Consider the following 14564-nt stretch of genomic DNA (forward strand, 5'->3'; position numbering starts at 1 on the left):
AAGATCTCGCTGCTAAAGCCTGTCCGCCGCGGACTTGATCGCCGCCGCGAAGGTGGACACCTCGGTGTAGACACCCGGGTAGTTGGGCCGTGCGCAGCCCTCGCCCCAGCTGACGATGCCGACCTGGATCCACGCGTTGTTGTTGTCCTTGCGGAACATCGGGCCGCCGGAGTCACCCTGGCAGGTGTCGACGCCGCCCTGCTGGAACCCGGCGCAGATCTCCTCGCCGGCCACGAGCTCGGGGTACGACTGCTTGCAGCTGGCGTCGGAGACGAAGGGCACCTGGGCCTTGAGCAGGTAGCGCTGCTGGCCGCCGCCCTCGCGGGCCGCACCCCAGCCGGCGACCGTGAAGGTGCCGTTGTCGAAGGCCTTGGTGTCGGCGATCTTGAGGGTGGGCAGGTCGATCGGCTTGGCCAGCTTGATCAGCGCCCAGTCCTTGCCGGTGCCGTTGTAGCCGGGGGCCTGCAGGACCTTGGTCGACTTGACCTTGATGGCGCTGGAGCTCCGCAGGTCGACGACGCCCGCGGTCGCGGTGATGCTGGTGTTGTTGCCTGAGCCGCTTACACAGTGCGCGGCGGTGAGCACGATCTGCTTGGTGTAGAGCGCGCCGCCGCAGCCCATGGAGAGCCGGACCATGAACGGGAACTCGCCCTGGGCGGCGCGGGTGCCGCCGACTACGGGCGGCGTGGCGGCCGAGGACGACGTGGGCTGGAGGCTGATCGCGGCGAGGACGACGGCGCCTGCGGCGGCGCATCTCTGGAGCGCGCGAACGAGGTTCTTCTTCAACTGACTGCCTTTCGTGGGGGGTTGAGATGTACGCCCGCACGGATCCAGACAGCGTTGCGGCACACTGACATGGGCCCGACAAAGCGTGAACCGGATTATGGAGAGTGGATCAACCGGGCCACAAGGACCACTTTTCGGCCAGGTTCACGAGCAGGGATTCGCCTCGCCCTGCCCGTAGAGTTGAAAGCGGCCGACCATCATGCATGGGGGGTACGGGACGTGGTGGCGAAGGACAGCGAGGTCGTACACGGCTATCCGCACCTCGACACCGTGCGGGCGGCGATCACCGCTCTGTACAAGCGGATCTCGCCCGACGGTGTGCACTCCTACGCGCCCAGCGTGCTGCCCGCCGACGTCGCCTTCGCCGACCAGGACGATCTCCACCTCGGCGCCCAGCGCGTCGCCCACGCGCTGGTCCAGCATCTGCGGCTGCCGGACGCCCGGATGGTCGTGAGCTTCCGCGAGATGCACCATGCCGCGAGCGTCGAACTCGTCGGGGGCCCGGAGTACTTCATCGAGCTGAACGACCGCTTCCGCACGCATCGCAGAGACATCGGGGCGGCTCTGGCCCACGAGATCATGCATGTGCTGCTGCACCGGCTCGATCTGGCCTTCCCCGGCACCCGCGACAACGAGATCCTCACCGACACCGCGACCACCTATCTCGGCGCGGGCTGGCTGCTGCTCGACGCCTTCCGGGAGGACGGCGTCTCCAGCCAGAAGCTGGGCTATCTCACCCCCGAGGAGTTCGGGTACGTCCTGGCCAAGCGCGCGATCGCCTTCGGCGAGGACCCCTCGCCCTGGTTCACCAGCCCGCAGGGCTACACCGCGTACACCAAGGGCCGCGCCATGGCCCTGCGCGACGCCCAGCAGCCGCCGCTGACCACGGCCGGGTGGACGGGGCGCCACCGCTATGCCAAGGAGCGCCGCCTCGCCCGGGAGCACCCGGCACCGGCCGCCGCCCACTCCCCCGAGGCTGAATCATCCGCGTACGCCTTCGAGCAGGGGCCGGACGGGCTGCGCGTCTCCTTCCCCTGCCCCACCTGCCACCAGCGCATCCGCGTTCCCGTGCGCGGGCGGGTACGGGCCCGCTGCGGGCTGTGCCGCACCATTCTCGAATGCGACACCTGACCGACCTTCCGTAGGCTCGAAATATGACGAAAGAGCCGCCGGCGGGCGCCCGCGAGATGTTCGAAGCGGTGTACAGCGGCGCGCAGGACGCCGTCGTGGCACTGCTGCGGGCCAAGGTCCCCGCGGAGCTGACCGACGCGGACGGGCAGACTCCGCTCTACCGGGCGGCGGTGAGCGACGAAGCGGGCATCGTGCGGCTGCTGCTGGCGGCGGGCGCCGACCCGGGGCGCGGCTCGGGCCCCGAGGGCGGGGATCTGCCGCTGTGCGGGGCCGCGGTCGGCGGGCACACCGAGGTGGTACGGGCGCTGCTGGCCGCGGGCGCCCGCCCCGACCAGCCGGAGGCGTACGGCTTCACGGCACTGCGCTGGGCGGTGACCCTGGGGCACGCCGCGACGGCCGAGGCCCTGCTGGAGTACGGCGCCGACCCCGATCTGGAGGGACCCGGCGGCGAGCGGCCGCTGGTGCTCGCCGCACGCCGCGGCTCCCCCTCTACCGTGCGGGCCCTGCTGCGGCACGGCGCCAAGGCCAAGGAGGCTGCGCTCGCGGAGGCCCGGCAGTGGCTCGCCCGGGATGTGGAGAGCGAGCTGCGCCAGGGGCTGCTCAGCGCGTACGGGAAGGGCCAGGAGTACGAGACGGTGGCGCGCCGGATCGAGGAGGACGGCGGGGTGACCGTCGTCGTCGAACTGCTCCAGGACGGCGCACCGAGGGCGGGCAGTGAGCAGCAGACCGGCCACGCGGCGATCGTGACGCTGCTCGAGGAGCAGCTGGGGATCCGGACGCCGTACGAGGACCTGGCCGAGCGGGCCCTGCGCTGCGGTGATCCCGGACAGGACGACTGGGTCGAGTCGGTGATGGCGCTGTGGGGCCGCGGCGGCGAGGAGACCTTCCAGGCGGCGGCCGCCTGGTGTGCGAGCGACGATCCGCTGCGCCAGGCGTTCGCGGCGGACGTGCTGGCTCAACTGGGCTTCGGGGACGAGGACTTGCGCCCGTTCGCCGCCCGCGCGCTGCCACTGCTGCGCGAGCTGTCCCGGGAGGCGCGGGAGCCGGAGCTGATCCAGGCGGTCGTCCTCGGGCTCGGGCACCACGGGGATCCGGCCGCCCTGCCGGAGATCCTGCGCCATGCCGGGCATCCGGACGCGGAGGTGCGCAATCAGGTGGCGCTCTCGCTGTTCGGGCTCGTCCCGGGCGATCACACCGAGGGCATCGGGACGCTGATCACGCTGAGCCGGGACGCGGACCCCCATGTCAGGGACTGGGCGACGACCGCGCTCGCGGACGTGGAAGCCGATACGAAGGAGATCCGGGAGGCGCTGGCGGCGCGGCTCACGGACAGCGATGTGGACACGGCGGCCGAGGCGGCCCGGGGGCTGGCGATCCGTCAGGATCCGCGTGCGGAAGCGACCTTGGCGCGGATTCTCGCGGACGCGGACCCGGACGGGTACGCACGCGGGGCGGCCGCGGAAGCCGTGCGGCACATACACGACGACAGGCTCAGGCGGCGATTGGAGCAGACCGCGCCGCGCTACCGCTGATCGCGCTCGTCGAAGTCCTCACGTCAGACGGAGCGCGCCGGGCGCCCGCTCCTGCATGATCTCCACCAGCCAGTCGAAGACGGTCGTGCCGATGCCGTCCCTCGCCTGCGCCAACTGCTCTTGGACAGAGGCCCTGTTCGCCGGATGGCACCGCGCAAGCCGGAGCTGAAGCTGTCGTAAGGTCTCGTCCCGGCCCAGCGCCGTACGGGAGAGTTCGTGGTCGTGCCACTCGATGACGAAGTCGCCGTCGTCCGGTGTCCCCATGCCGCCGCTGAGGCAGTCGGCGAAGGCGTCGAGATTGCGGCCGAAGTAGCCGCCTGGCCCGTTCACGGCTTCGCCGATCACTCGCCAGAAGGCGTCGAGGTCGGTGACCTCCGCCCCGTCGATCACATAGGTCCTGGTCACGGGGCGGAGGATACCGGCTCAGCAGCGGTGGTCGACGAGGTCGAACGAGGCGTAGTGGTTGGCGGTGTAGTAGTCCTCCCGGTCCGCGCTGCCCGTGACGATGCGGCGGGCGCCGCGGTTCGGGGAGCCCGGGGTGATGACCGTGTACTCGTGGTAGTAGCCGGAGGAGTGCGAGGGCAGGATGTCTTCACGGTTCGAGAAGACGGTTCCGTCCTGCTTGTACGGGAAGGGCCCGCCCTGCGCGATCAGGTCGAGGGTGTCGTGCGCCTGGGAGGGGAGGTCGGAGTAGCAGATGTGACCGATGTCGGCGGCGGTCGTGGGGGCGACCGCGGCCGTGGGGGTTGCCGTGGCCTGTCCGCCGATGAGGAGGGTGGAGGCGAGGGCAGCGATGCCACCGAGGGTGGCGATTCGTGGGGGGATTCGCATACGCACCATTGATGCGCGTAGACCTTGACGCGTCAATGCCAACTGGGCTGAATTTCCCGGGAGTTAACCGGTCAATGAACCGGCGGACTCCTGCCTTCACATTCTGTCCGCGCGGCTACCGCACGCCGTACACAGGTCCCGGAGACTCCGCCTCGGCCAGCAGCTTCAGGGCGGCTTCGCCCGCTTCGGCAGGACTCCAGCGCGCCCCCTTGTCGGCCGTGGGGCCGGGCCGCCAGCCCTCCATGACGGTGATACGGCCCGCCTCGGCCTCGAAGACACGGCCGGTCACGCCCGAACTGGCCGCCGAGCCGAGCCAGACGACGAGCGGCGAGACATCCTCGGGCAGGGCGGAGAGACCGGCGAAGGTCTCCTCGGTCATCCGGGTACGGGCCGCCGGCGCGATGGCGTTGACCTGGACGCCGTAGCGGCCCATCTCGGCCGCAGCGACCAGGGTCAGGCCGATGATTCCGGCCTTGGCCGCCGCGTAGTTGCCCTGGCCGACGCTGCCCAACAGCCCTGCCCCGGAGGTCGTGTTGACGACGCGTGCCGCAACCGGCCGCCCCGCTCTGGCCTCGGAACGCCAGTGCGCCGCGGCATGCTTGAGCGGCAGGAAGTGGCCCTTCAGGTGGACGCGCATCACGGCGTCCCACTCGTCCTCGTCGAGGTTGACGAGCATCCGGTCGCGCAGGAAGCCCGCGTTGTTGACCAGGGCGTCGAGCCGCCCGTAGGCCTCCAGCGCCGTGTTGACGAGAGAGGCCGCGCCCTCGCTCGTCGCGATGTCACCGCCGTGCGCCACGGCCCGGCCGCCGAGCGATTCGATCTCCTCGACGACCTGCCGGGCGGGTCCGCTCGATCCGCCCTCCCCGTCGAGGCCGACACCCAGGTCGTTGACGACGACCTTGGCGCCTTCGGCGGCGAAGGCGAGCGCGTGGGCCCGCCCGAGTCCGCGCCCCGCACCCGTCACGATCACCACTCGCCCCTCGCACATGTTCCTGCCGGGGGTCCGGGGGTTGTCCCCCGGGATGGCACTGCCGGTCATCTCAGGTCTCCTTGTTGACAGTTGTGGCACCGAGGAAGGCGGGGCGCTCGCCGCCGCCGTGCACCAGAAGCGAGGCGCCGCTGACATACGCCGCCCGCCGGGAGGCGAGGAACACGGCCGCGTCACCGATCTCGGAGGGCTCGGCCAGCCGCCCCAGCGGGACTGTGCGGCCGACCGCGGCGACGCCCTCCTCGTCCCCGTAGTGCAGAGGGGACAGTTCGGTGCGGACCATGCCGAGGACCAGGGTGTTCACCCGCACCTCGGGTGCCCACTCCACGGCCATGGAGCGGGCCAGGCTCTCCAGTCCGGCTTTCGCCGCCCCGTAGGCGGCCGTGCCGGGCGAGGGACGGCCGCCGCTGACGCTGCCGATCATCACGATCGAGCCGCGGGCGGTCCTGAGATGTCCGTGGGCCGCGAGCGAGGCGGTCAGCGGTGCGGTGAGGTTGAGCTCGATCACGCGGGCATGGCGGGCCGCGTCCGCTTCCCCGAGGAGGCGGTACGGCGTGCCGCCCGCGTTGTTGACGAGGGTGTCCAGCCGGCCGTGCCGCGCCACGACCCCGTCGAAGAACTCCCCCACCGCCGCAGGATCGCGCAGGTCGAGGGGTACGAACTCGGCCCCGGCGAGGGGCACTTCGGGCGGCCGTCGCGCGCAGACCACCACTGCCGCGCCCGCCCGCAGGAACGCGCGGGCGATTCCGGCGCCCACGCCCCGCGTGCCGCCGGTGACGACAGCCACCCTCCCGTCCAGCTCCATCGGCTGCTACCTTCCTCACCTAACAAATGTTTGGTGGAAAGGTAGCTGATCCGCCCATGGGTGTCTCCACCGCAAGCCCCGCGAAGGGCATCTGTACCGTCACGGTTGACTTCCCACCCGTCAACGCCCTTCCCATACAGGGCTGGTACGACCTCGCCGACGCCCTGCGCACGGCCGGCCGGGACCCCGAGGTCCGCTGCGTCGTCCTGGCCGCCGCGGGCCGCGGCTTCAACGCGGGCGTCGACATCAAGGAGATGCAGCGCGACAGCGGACACTCCGCCCTCATCGGCGCCAACCGCGGCTGCTACGAGGCATTCGCCGCGGTCTACGAGTGCGAGGTCCCTGTCGTCGCGGCCGTGAACGGCTTCTGCCTCGGCGGCGGTATCGGCCTCGTCGGCAACGCGGACGCGATCGTCGCCAGTGACGACGCCGTCTTCGGACTGCCCGAACTGGACCGCGGGGCACTCGGCGCGGCCACCCATCTCGCCCGGCTCGTGCCCCAGCATCTGATGCGCGCGCTGTACTACACCTCGCGCACCGCGACCGCGCGGGAACTGCACGCCCACGGCTCGGTCTGGAAGGTCGTCCCGCGCGACGGACTGGCGGACGCCGCCCTGGAGTTGGCGCGGGAGATCGCACAGAAGGACGGCCTGCTCATCCGGCTGGCCAAGGCGGCCATCAACGGCATCGACCCCGTCGACGTGCGCCGCAGTTACCGCTTCGAGCAGGGCTTCACCTTCGAGGCCAACCTCAGCGGGGTCGCCGGCCGCGTCCGCGACACCTTCGGCACCGAAGGCAAGAAGGAGGACCGAGCGTGACCGACAAGACGATGACGCCCGACGACGTCGCCTCCCGCCTGCGCAGCGGGATGACGATCGGCATCGGCGGCTGGGGCTCGCGCCGTAAACCCATGGCCCTGGTGCGAGCACTGCTCCGTACGGAGATCACTGATCTCACCGTCGTCTCCTACGGCGGCCCTGACATCGGCCTCCTTGCCGCCGCGGGCCGCATCCGCAGACTCGTCACGGCCTTCGTCACCCTGGACTCGATCCCGCTCGAACCGCACTACCGCGCCGCCCGCGAGCGCGGCGACTTCGCCCTCACCGAGATCGACGAGGCGATGTTCATGTGGGGACTGACCGCCGCCGCCAACCGGCTGCCCTTCCTCCCCGTCCGCGCGGGCCTCGGCTCGGACGTGATGCGGGTCAACCCGGAGCTGCGCACGGTCACTTCGCCGTACGAGGACGGCGAGGAGTTCGTGGCCGTACCGGCTCTGCGGATGGACGCCGCGCTCGTCCACCTCAACCGTGCCGACCGGCTCGGCAACGGCCAGTACCTGGGCCCCGATCCCTACTTCGACGATCTGTTCTGCGAGGCCGCCGACACCGCGTACGTCTCCTGCGAGCGGCTGGTCGAGACCGCCGAGCTGACCAAGGGCGCCGCCCCACAGACTCTGCTGGTCAAACGGCACTCGGTCACCGGCGTCGTCGAGACGCCGAACGGCGCGCACTTCACCTCCTGCGCCCCCGACCACGGCCGCGACGAGTCCTTCCAGAGGCTGTACGCGACCACCCCCTGGCCCGAGTTCGCGCAGCGCTTCCTGTCCGGCACGAGCGAGCACGACTACCAGTCGGCGGTCCAGGCCTGGCACAAGGAGCAGCAGTGATCAGTCGTTCCGAGTACTGCGTGATCGCCTGCGCCGAGGCATGGCGGGGCAACGGCGAAGTGCTGGCCAGCCCCATGGGACTGATCCCGTCCGTCGGCGCCCGGCTGGCCAGAGCGACCTTCTCCCCCGACCTCCTCATGACGGACGGCGAGGCAATGCTCGTCGGCCCGGACGGGACGACGGAGGGCTGGCTGCCCTACCGCCAGCACCTCGCGCTGGTCACCGGCGGCAAACGGCACGTGATGATGGGCGCGAGCCAGATCGACCGCTACGGAAACCAGAACATCTCCTGCATCGGACCGTGGGAACGGCCCACGCGCCAGCTCCTCGGCGTACGCGGGGCGCCCGTCAACACCCTGAACAATCCGGTGAGTTACTGGGTGCCCAGGCACTCCCCCCGGGTCTTCGTCGAACGCGTCGACATGGTCTGCGGCGTCGGCTACGACCGTGCCGCCGGTGCGCGCCACCACCGCATCCCGCGGGTGGTCAGCGACCTCGGCGTCTTCGACTTCGAGACTGAGGACCGCTCGATGCGGCTCGCGTCCGTGCACCCGGGTGTCACGGTCGAACAGATCCATCAGGCCACCGGCTTCACGCTCACGATCCCCGACGATGTCCCGTACACGCGTGAGCCGACCACCGACGAATTGCGGCTGATCCGTGAGGTGATCGACCCGAAGGGTCTGCGCGAACGCGAGGTCAGGGGCTGATGGAGACGGCCCTCACCAAACTCACCGGCGTCCGGCACCCCATCGTGCAGACCGGCATGGGGTGGGTGGCGGGACCCCGCCTGGTCTCCGCGACTGCCCGTGCGGGCGCCCTCGGCATCCTCGCCTCGGCGACGATGACCCTCGACGAACTGCGCCGGGCCGTCCGCGAGGTCGCCTCCCGGACGGACGCGCCCTTCGGCGTCAATCTCCGCGCGGACGCGGGCGATGCGCGCGATCGCGTACGGATCATCATCGACGAGGGGGTCCGCGTCGCCTCCTTCGCCCTCGCGCCGTCCCGCGAACTGATCGCCGAGCTGAAGGACGCGGGGGTGATCGTGATCCCCTCGATCGGCGCGCGGCGGCATGCCGAGAAGGTGGCGGCGTGGGGCGCGGACGCGGTGATCGTCCAGGGCGGCGAGGGCGGGGGCCACACCGGCGACGTGGCAACGACCGTCCTGCTCCCGCAGGTTGTGGACGCCGTCGACATCCCGGTCATCGCCGCGGGCGGCTTCCACGACGGACGCGGCCTGGTCGCGGCGCTGGCCTACGGGGCAGCGGGCATCGCGATGGGCACGCGCTTCCTGCTCACGTCGGACTCGACGGTGCCGGAGGCGGTCAAGGGGAGGTACCTGGCGGCGACGGTCAAGGACATCACCGTCACTACGGCTGTCGACGGTCTGCCGCACCGGATGCTGCGGAGCGAGCTGGTCGACTCGCTCGAGCGCGCGGGCCGTACGCGAGCGCTGGCCCAGGCGCTGCGCCGGGCGGCGGGCTTCAAGAAGCTCTCGGGCCTGTCCTGGTCGCGGATGATCCGCGACGGCCTGGCCATGAAGCACGGCAAGGACCTGACGTGGAGCCAGGTCCTGCTCGCCGCGAACACCCCGATGCTGCTGAGGGCCTCGATGGTGGAGGGCCGCACGGATCTGGGCGTGATGGCGTCGGGGCAGGTGGCGGGGCTGATCGAGGACTTGCCGAGCTGTGAGGAGCTGGTGGGGCGGGTGATGTCGGAGGCGGCGGCGGCGCTGGGTGCGCTGCCGCGGGCTTCTCCCCCACCCCGCCCGTTCCCTTAACCGGGGCTCCGCCCCGGACCCCGTATGAGACCTTCGGCCGCATGTCCTCAAACGCCGGACGGGCTGATTTTTCAGCCCCTCCGGCGTTTGAGGAGCGGAGGTCCGGGGGCAGCGCCCCCGGTTACGGGAAGGGGCGGGCAGGGGAACAAGCCCCGCTGCAGGCGCCTACGCCGCCGTGCGCCGGCCGCCCCTCGCGCCGCCCGCCGGGCGACCACCCTGGCGGGCCTGGCCACCCTGGCGAGGCTGGCCACCCTGACCGCCACCTGCACCGGCACCGGCACCCTGGCCGCCACCGCCGCGTCGGCCACGGCTTCGCCCGCCACCGCCACCGCTCTGCGTACCCGTACCCTGCCCCGGCACCTGCGCCCGCCGCCGCTGCGGCCGCTGCTGCTGCACCACCGGCTGCGGCACCTCGATGGTGACCGCGACCCCGGACGGCTCGCGCGCGCCCGTGATGCGGCTGAGCTCCTCGTCGCTGGACTTGACCCGCGCCGAGCGCGGGTTGATGCCCGCGTCCGCCATCAGCCGGGTCATCTCGCGCCGCTGCTCGGGCAGCACCAGCGTGACGACGCTGCCGGACTCGCCCGCCCGCGCGGTACGGCCGCCGCGGTGGAGGTAGTCCTTGTGGTCGACGGGCGGGTCGACGTTCACGACCAGGTCGAGGTCGTCGACGTGGATGCCGCGCGCGGCGACATTGGTCGCGACCAGCGCGGTGACCTGCCCGTTCTTGAACTGGTCGAGCGTGCGGTTGCGCTGCGGCTGCGAGCGGCCGCCGTGCAGCGCCGCGGCCCGTACGCCACTGGCGAGGAGCCGCTTGGCGAAGCGGTCGGCGGAGCGCTTGGTGTCGACGAAGAGGATCACGCGGCCGTCACGGGCGGCGATGCGCACGGCGACGGCCTTCTTGTCGGTCTCGTCCGCGACGTGCAGCACATGGTGCTCCATCGTGGTGACCGCGCCCGCGGACGGGTCGACGGAGTGCACGACGGGGTCGGTGAGGAACATCCGTACGAGCCGGTCGATGTTCTTGTCCAGCGTCGCCGAGAACAGCATCCGCTGACCGCCCGCCTCGACCTGCTTGAGCAGCGCCGTGACCTGCGGCATGAAGCCCATGTCGGCCATCTGGTCGGCCTCGTCGAGGACGGTGATCGCCACCTGGTCGAGTACGCAGTCCCCGCGTTCTATGAGGTCCTTGAGCCGCCCGGGGGTGGCCACCAGCACCTCGGCGCCGCGCCGCAGCGCGCCCGACTGCTTGGTGATCGACAGCCCGCCGACGACGGTGGCGATCCGCAGCTGCACGGATGTCGCGTACGGGGACAGGGCGTCGGTGACCTGCTGTGCGAGCTCACGCGTGGGTACGAGAACGAGCGCGAGCGGTGCCTTCGACTCGGCGCGCCGGCCCGCGGTACGGGCGAGCAGCGCGAGCCCGAAGGCGAGGGTCTTGCCGGAGCCGGTGCGCCCGCGGCCGAGGATGTCTCGTCCTGCGAGGGAGTTCGGCAGGGTCGCGGCCTGGATCGGGAAGGGCTCGGTGACGCCCTGGGCCACGAGGGTCTTCAGCAGGGCGGCCGGCATGTCCAGCTCGTCGAACGCCTCGACGGCGGGCAGCGCGGGGGTGGTGGTTTCCGGCAGCGTGAATTCCTGCGGGGGCGCCGCCTTGCGGGCGGGAGCCTTGCCGGAGCCCTTCGCGGGACCCTTGGCACGGGAATTGACCGGGCGCTGTCGCGTCGTGGGACGGGCCGGGCGTTCGGAGCGAGTCATGCGGATATTGCCCTCCTGGGCATGTGAGACAGCACACAAGCCGGGGCCCGCACCTTGACGGTGCGGGCCCCGGCTGCGAGATACGCGTCAGGCAATTAGGCCGGGACGATGTTCTCCGCCTGCGGGCCCTTCTGGCCCTGCGTGACGTCGAAGGAGACCTTCTGGCCCTCCTGCAGCTCACGGAAGCCAGAGGTGGCGATGTTCGAGTAGTGGGCGAAGACGTCGGCGCCGCCGCCGTCCTGCTCAATGAAGCCGAAGCCCTTTTCCGAGTTGAACCACTTCACGGTTCCAGTAGCCATGTCATTCTCCTAAAACAGGGGCAAGCCGGAAACTCACACCTCGTGAATTTCCCGTCGCTAGCATTGACCCCCATCCGGAGAAGCCGGAAACAATAATGTGCGCCTGAGGAAGCATTCCCGTCAGGCGCACACAAAGTTCATGGGTACCAAAACTGCAACGACTTCACCGTAGCATGTCCGGCCCCGAAAGGCTCGTGTTCACAGCCGTTCGATGATCGTGACGTTGGCCTGCCCTCCCCCTTCACACATCGTTTGCAGTCCGTACCGCCCTCCCGTGCGCTCCAGTTCATGCAGCAGCGTGGTCATCAGCTTCACACCCGTGGCGCCCAGCGGATGGCCGAGCGCGATGGCCCCGCCGTTGACGTTGACCTTGCCGGGGTCGGCTCCGGTCTCCTTCAGCCAGGCGAGGACCACGGGCGCGAAGGCCTCGTTGATCTCGACGAGGTCGATGTCGTCGATCGCCATGCCGGTCTTCTTCAGCGCGTACGCGGTGGCCGGGATGGGGGCCGAGAGCATCCGGATGGGGTCCTCGCCCCGAACGGAGAGGTGGTGGACACGGGCCCGCGGCCGCAGTCCGTGCTCGGCGACGGCCCGCTCGCTCGCGATCAGCAGGGCCGCCGCGCCGTCCGAGACCTGGGAGGAGCACGCGGCCGAGATGGTGCCGCCCTCCAGGACGGGCTTGAGGGCCGCCATCTTCTCCAGGGTGGTGTCGCGGCGCGGGCCCTCGTCGACGGTGACCTCGCCGTACGCCACGAGCTCCCGCTCGAAGCGGCCCTCGTCGATGGCCCGGATCGCCCGCTGGTGGGAGGTGAGCGCGAACTGCTCCATGTCGCGGCGGGAGATCCCCCACTTCTCGGCGATCAGCTGCGCGCCGTGGAACTGGTTGACGGGCCGGTCGCCGTACCGGGCCCGCCAGCCCTCGCTGCCGGCGAAGGGGCCCTGGGTCAGTCCGAGCGGCTCGGCGGCCTGCCGGGAGGCGAAGGCGATCGGGATCTGCGTCATGTTCTGGACGCCGCCCGCGACGACCAGGTCCTGGGTGCCGGAGAGCACGCCCTGCGCCGCGAAGTGCACGGCCTGCTGGGACGAGCCGCACTGGCGGTCGATCGTCACGCCCGGCACCTCCTCGGGCAGTCCCGCCGCCAGCCATGCCGTACGGGCGATGTCACCGGCCTGCGGGCCCACCGTGTCCAGGCAGCCGAAGACGACGTCCTCGACGGCGGAGGGATCGACTCCGGAGCGCTCGACCAGGGCCCGCAGCACATGCGCACCCAGATCCGCCGGGTGGACACCGGACAGTCCGCCCTTGCGCCTGCCCACCGGTGTGCGTACCGCTTCGACTATGTAGGCCTCGGCCATGACTGCTCCCCTCTGTTCATCTGCGTACGGCGATACCGTCCAGCACCATCGACAGGTACTGGCGGGCGATCTCCTCCGGGCTGTGCTGTCCGCCCGGCCGGTACCAGGACGCCGCGACCCAGACGGTGTCGCGCACGAACCGGTAGGTGAGCCGGACATCCAGGTCGTCGCGGAAGACCTGGTCCGCGACCCCCCGCTCCAGCGTCCCGAGCCATGCCTTCTCGAACTTCTGCTGCGAGTCGGTGAGGTAGTGGAAGCGGGGCTGGGCGGCGAGGTGCCTGGACTCCTTCTGGTAGATCGCGACGGCGGCGCGGTGCCGGTCGATCTCCCGGAAGGACTCGGTGACGAGGGCCTCGATGGTCTCCCTGGGCCCGAGCCCGGCGGCGAGCACGGCGTCGTATCCCTGCCACAGTTCGTTCAGGAAGGTGGAGAGGATCTCGTCGAGCATCGATTCCTTGGAATCGAAGTGGTAGTAGAGGCTGCCTGCGAGCATCCCCGCCTCGTCCGCGATCTTGCGGACGGTGGTGGCGTTGTAGCCCTGCGCGGCGAACACCTCGGCGGCGGTGTCGAGGAGCTCGCGGCGCCGCTCGGGCGAGGCGGTCACCTGGGTCTTCTTCTTGCTGTCAGTCGGCACGTGCTCATTGTGGTCCCAGGGGGTGTCTTTTGGATCAGGCCGGATCAGGGAGCGGGGTCTGGTGCGTGCGATCGCAAGGCGGAGGAAGGAGCCGACGCGGAGCGTCGGCGACTGACGACAACGCAGCGAGCGTGCGTGCCAGGGCACGCGAGCCCGGCAAGATCCGAAAGACACCCCCTACGCATGCTGGCTGCTGACGGAGATGACCTCGCCGGTGAGGTACGAGGAGTAGGCGCTGGCCAGGAAGACGATGGTGTTGGCGATCTCCCACGGCTCGGCGTACCGCCCGAAGGCCTCCTTGGCGGTCAGCTCCTCCAGCAGCTGGGCCGAGGTGACCTTCACCAGATGGGGATGCATGGCGAGGCTGGGGGCCACTGCGTTGACGCGTACGCCGTACTCCGCCGCCTCGATCGCGGCGCAGCGGGTGAGCGCCATGACTCCGGCCTTGGCGGCCGCGTAGTGGGCCTGGCCGGCCTGGGCGCGCCAGCCGACGACGGAGGAGTTGTTGACGATCACGCCACCGCGGCCGGTGTCGCGGAAGGAGCGCAGGGCGGCGCGGGTGCAGCGGAAGGTGCCGTTGAGGGTGACGTCGAGGACCGTGCCCCACTGCCCGTCGCTCATGTCGACGAGGGCGGCGGTGCCGCCGAGACCGGCGTTGTTGACGACGATGTCGAGGCCGCCGTGCTCACGTACGGCATGGCAGAAGAGCGCCCGGACCTGGCTCTCGTCCGTGACGTCGCAGGGCAGTGAGGCCACCGCGTCGGCGCCGAACTCTCCGGCCAGCGCCTCCTCGCTCTCCTTCAGCCTGCGGGTGTGCGCGTCGCTGATCAGGACGCGCGCGCCCTCCTCCAGGAATCTGCGGGCGGTGGCGCCGCCGATTCCGGCGCCTGCCGCGGCGGTGATCACGGCGGTACGGCCCTTCAGCAGGCCGTGCCCCGGTACGTACTGCGCCCTGTTGTCCGTCACGGCAGCACGTTAACCTACCAAACACTTGTTAGGGA

The 14564-nt window shown here is 70.8% G+C and carries 16 protein-coding genes; 6 read left to right on the forward strand and 10 right to left on the reverse strand.

Annotation, left to right across the window (positions count from 1 at the left end; genetic code table 11):
• Positions 1 to 12: 12 nt before the first annotated feature.
• Positions 13 to 786 carry a S1 family peptidase gene (locus OG741_RS10455; RefSeq protein WP_405596505.1) on the reverse strand — a complete coding sequence of 258 codons (774 nt, stop codon included), beginning with the start codon at positions 784 to 786 and terminating at the stop codon, positions 13 to 15.
• Between the two features lie 222 nt (positions 787 to 1008).
• Between OG741_RS10455 and OG741_RS10460 the strand changes: the two genes are divergently transcribed.
• Both OG741_RS10460 and OG741_RS10465 read left to right on the forward strand, forming a co-directional pair.
• Positions 1009 to 1917, forward strand: a complete 909-nt coding sequence (locus OG741_RS10460) for a hypothetical protein (protein WP_405605500.1) — start codon at positions 1009 to 1011, stop codon at positions 1915 to 1917.
• Between the two features lie 23 nt (positions 1918 to 1940).
• Positions 1941 to 3449, forward strand: a complete 1509-nt coding sequence (locus OG741_RS10465) for an ankyrin repeat domain-containing protein (RefSeq protein ID WP_405596506.1) — start codon at positions 1941 to 1943, stop codon at positions 3447 to 3449.
• Between the two features lie 18 nt (positions 3450 to 3467).
• On the opposite strand, the gene OG741_RS10470 is transcribed toward OG741_RS10465, so the two are convergent.
• From OG741_RS10470 to OG741_RS10485, 4 genes are all read right to left on the reverse strand, one after another.
• Positions 3468 to 3854: a barstar family protein gene (locus OG741_RS10470; RefSeq protein ID WP_405596507.1), complete on the reverse strand. Its 387-nt coding sequence runs from the start codon at positions 3852 to 3854 to the stop codon at positions 3468 to 3470.
• Positions 3855 to 3872: 18 nt separating this feature from the next.
• Positions 3873 to 4280: a ribonuclease domain-containing protein gene (locus OG741_RS10475; protein WP_405596509.1), complete on the reverse strand. Its 408-nt coding sequence runs from the start codon at positions 4278 to 4280 to the stop codon at positions 3873 to 3875.
• A gap of 115 nt (positions 4281 to 4395) precedes the next feature.
• On the reverse strand, positions 4396 to 5319 hold the full coding sequence (locus OG741_RS10480) for an SDR family oxidoreductase (protein WP_405596511.1): 924 nt from the start codon (positions 5317 to 5319) through the stop codon (positions 4396 to 4398).
• Position 5320: 1 nt separating this feature from the next.
• On the reverse strand, positions 5321 to 6073 hold the full coding sequence (locus OG741_RS10485; protein ID WP_405596513.1) for an SDR family oxidoreductase: 753 nt from the start codon (positions 6071 to 6073) through the stop codon (positions 5321 to 5323).
• Positions 6074 to 6129: 56 nt separating this feature from the next.
• Here OG741_RS10485 and OG741_RS10490 point away from each other — a divergent pair, with 56 nt between their 5' ends.
• The 4 genes from OG741_RS10490 to OG741_RS10505 are packed head-to-tail and all read left to right on the forward strand — an operon-like array spanning position 6130 to position 9519.
• Complete coding sequence (locus OG741_RS10490) at positions 6130 to 6891, forward strand: enoyl-CoA hydratase family protein (RefSeq protein ID WP_405596515.1); 762 nt, start codon at positions 6130 to 6132, stop codon at positions 6889 to 6891.
• Positions 6888 to 7739 carry a CoA transferase subunit A gene (locus OG741_RS10495; protein WP_405596517.1) on the forward strand — a complete coding sequence of 284 codons (852 nt, stop codon included), beginning with the start codon at positions 6888 to 6890 and terminating at the stop codon, positions 7737 to 7739. The genes OG741_RS10490 and OG741_RS10495 overlap by 4 nt, the downstream gene beginning before the upstream one ends.
• A complete protein-coding gene (locus OG741_RS10500) occupies positions 7736 to 8449 on the forward strand; it encodes a CoA-transferase subunit beta (RefSeq protein ID WP_405596519.1) in 714 nt (237 codons plus the stop codon). The genes OG741_RS10495 and OG741_RS10500 overlap by 4 nt, the downstream gene beginning before the upstream one ends.
• A complete protein-coding gene (locus tag OG741_RS10505) occupies positions 8449 to 9519 on the forward strand; it encodes an NAD(P)H-dependent flavin oxidoreductase (protein WP_405596521.1) in 1071 nt (356 codons plus the stop codon). The genes OG741_RS10500 and OG741_RS10505 overlap by 1 nt, the downstream gene beginning before the upstream one ends.
• A gap of 165 nt (positions 9520 to 9684) precedes the next feature.
• Here OG741_RS10505 and OG741_RS10510 read toward each other — a convergent pair whose 3' ends face one another.
• The 5 genes from OG741_RS10510 to OG741_RS10530 all read right to left on the reverse strand — a co-directional run bounded on the left by OG741_RS10510 (position 9685) and on the right by OG741_RS10530 (position 14529).
• Positions 9685 to 11274: a DEAD/DEAH box helicase gene (locus OG741_RS10510; protein WP_405596523.1), complete on the reverse strand. Its 1590-nt coding sequence runs from the start codon at positions 11272 to 11274 to the stop codon at positions 9685 to 9687.
• A gap of 95 nt (positions 11275 to 11369) precedes the next feature.
• Positions 11370 to 11573, reverse strand: coding sequence for a cold-shock protein (locus tag OG741_RS10515; protein WP_003969786.1), 204 nt, complete (start codon positions 11571 to 11573; stop codon positions 11370 to 11372).
• Positions 11574 to 11771: 198 nt separating this feature from the next.
• The gene (locus OG741_RS10520) at positions 11772 to 12929 is read right to left on the reverse strand and encodes an acetyl-CoA C-acetyltransferase (RefSeq protein ID WP_405596525.1); all 1158 of its coding nucleotides are present in this window, start codon (positions 12927 to 12929) and stop codon (positions 11772 to 11774) included.
• Between the two features lie 16 nt (positions 12930 to 12945).
• Positions 12946 to 13563, reverse strand: coding sequence for a TetR/AcrR family transcriptional regulator (locus OG741_RS10525; protein ID WP_405596527.1), 618 nt, complete (start codon positions 13561 to 13563; stop codon positions 12946 to 12948).
• Between the two features lie 177 nt (positions 13564 to 13740).
• Positions 13741 to 14529, reverse strand: a complete 789-nt coding sequence (locus tag OG741_RS10530) for an SDR family oxidoreductase (RefSeq protein ID WP_405596529.1) — start codon at positions 14527 to 14529, stop codon at positions 13741 to 13743.
• Positions 14530 to 14564 lie beyond the last annotated feature (35 nt).

It is taken from the genome of Streptomyces sp. NBC_01410, from assembly GCF_045040195.1.
Classification (GTDB): domain Bacteria; phylum Actinomycetota; class Actinomycetes; order Streptomycetales; family Streptomycetaceae; genus Streptomyces.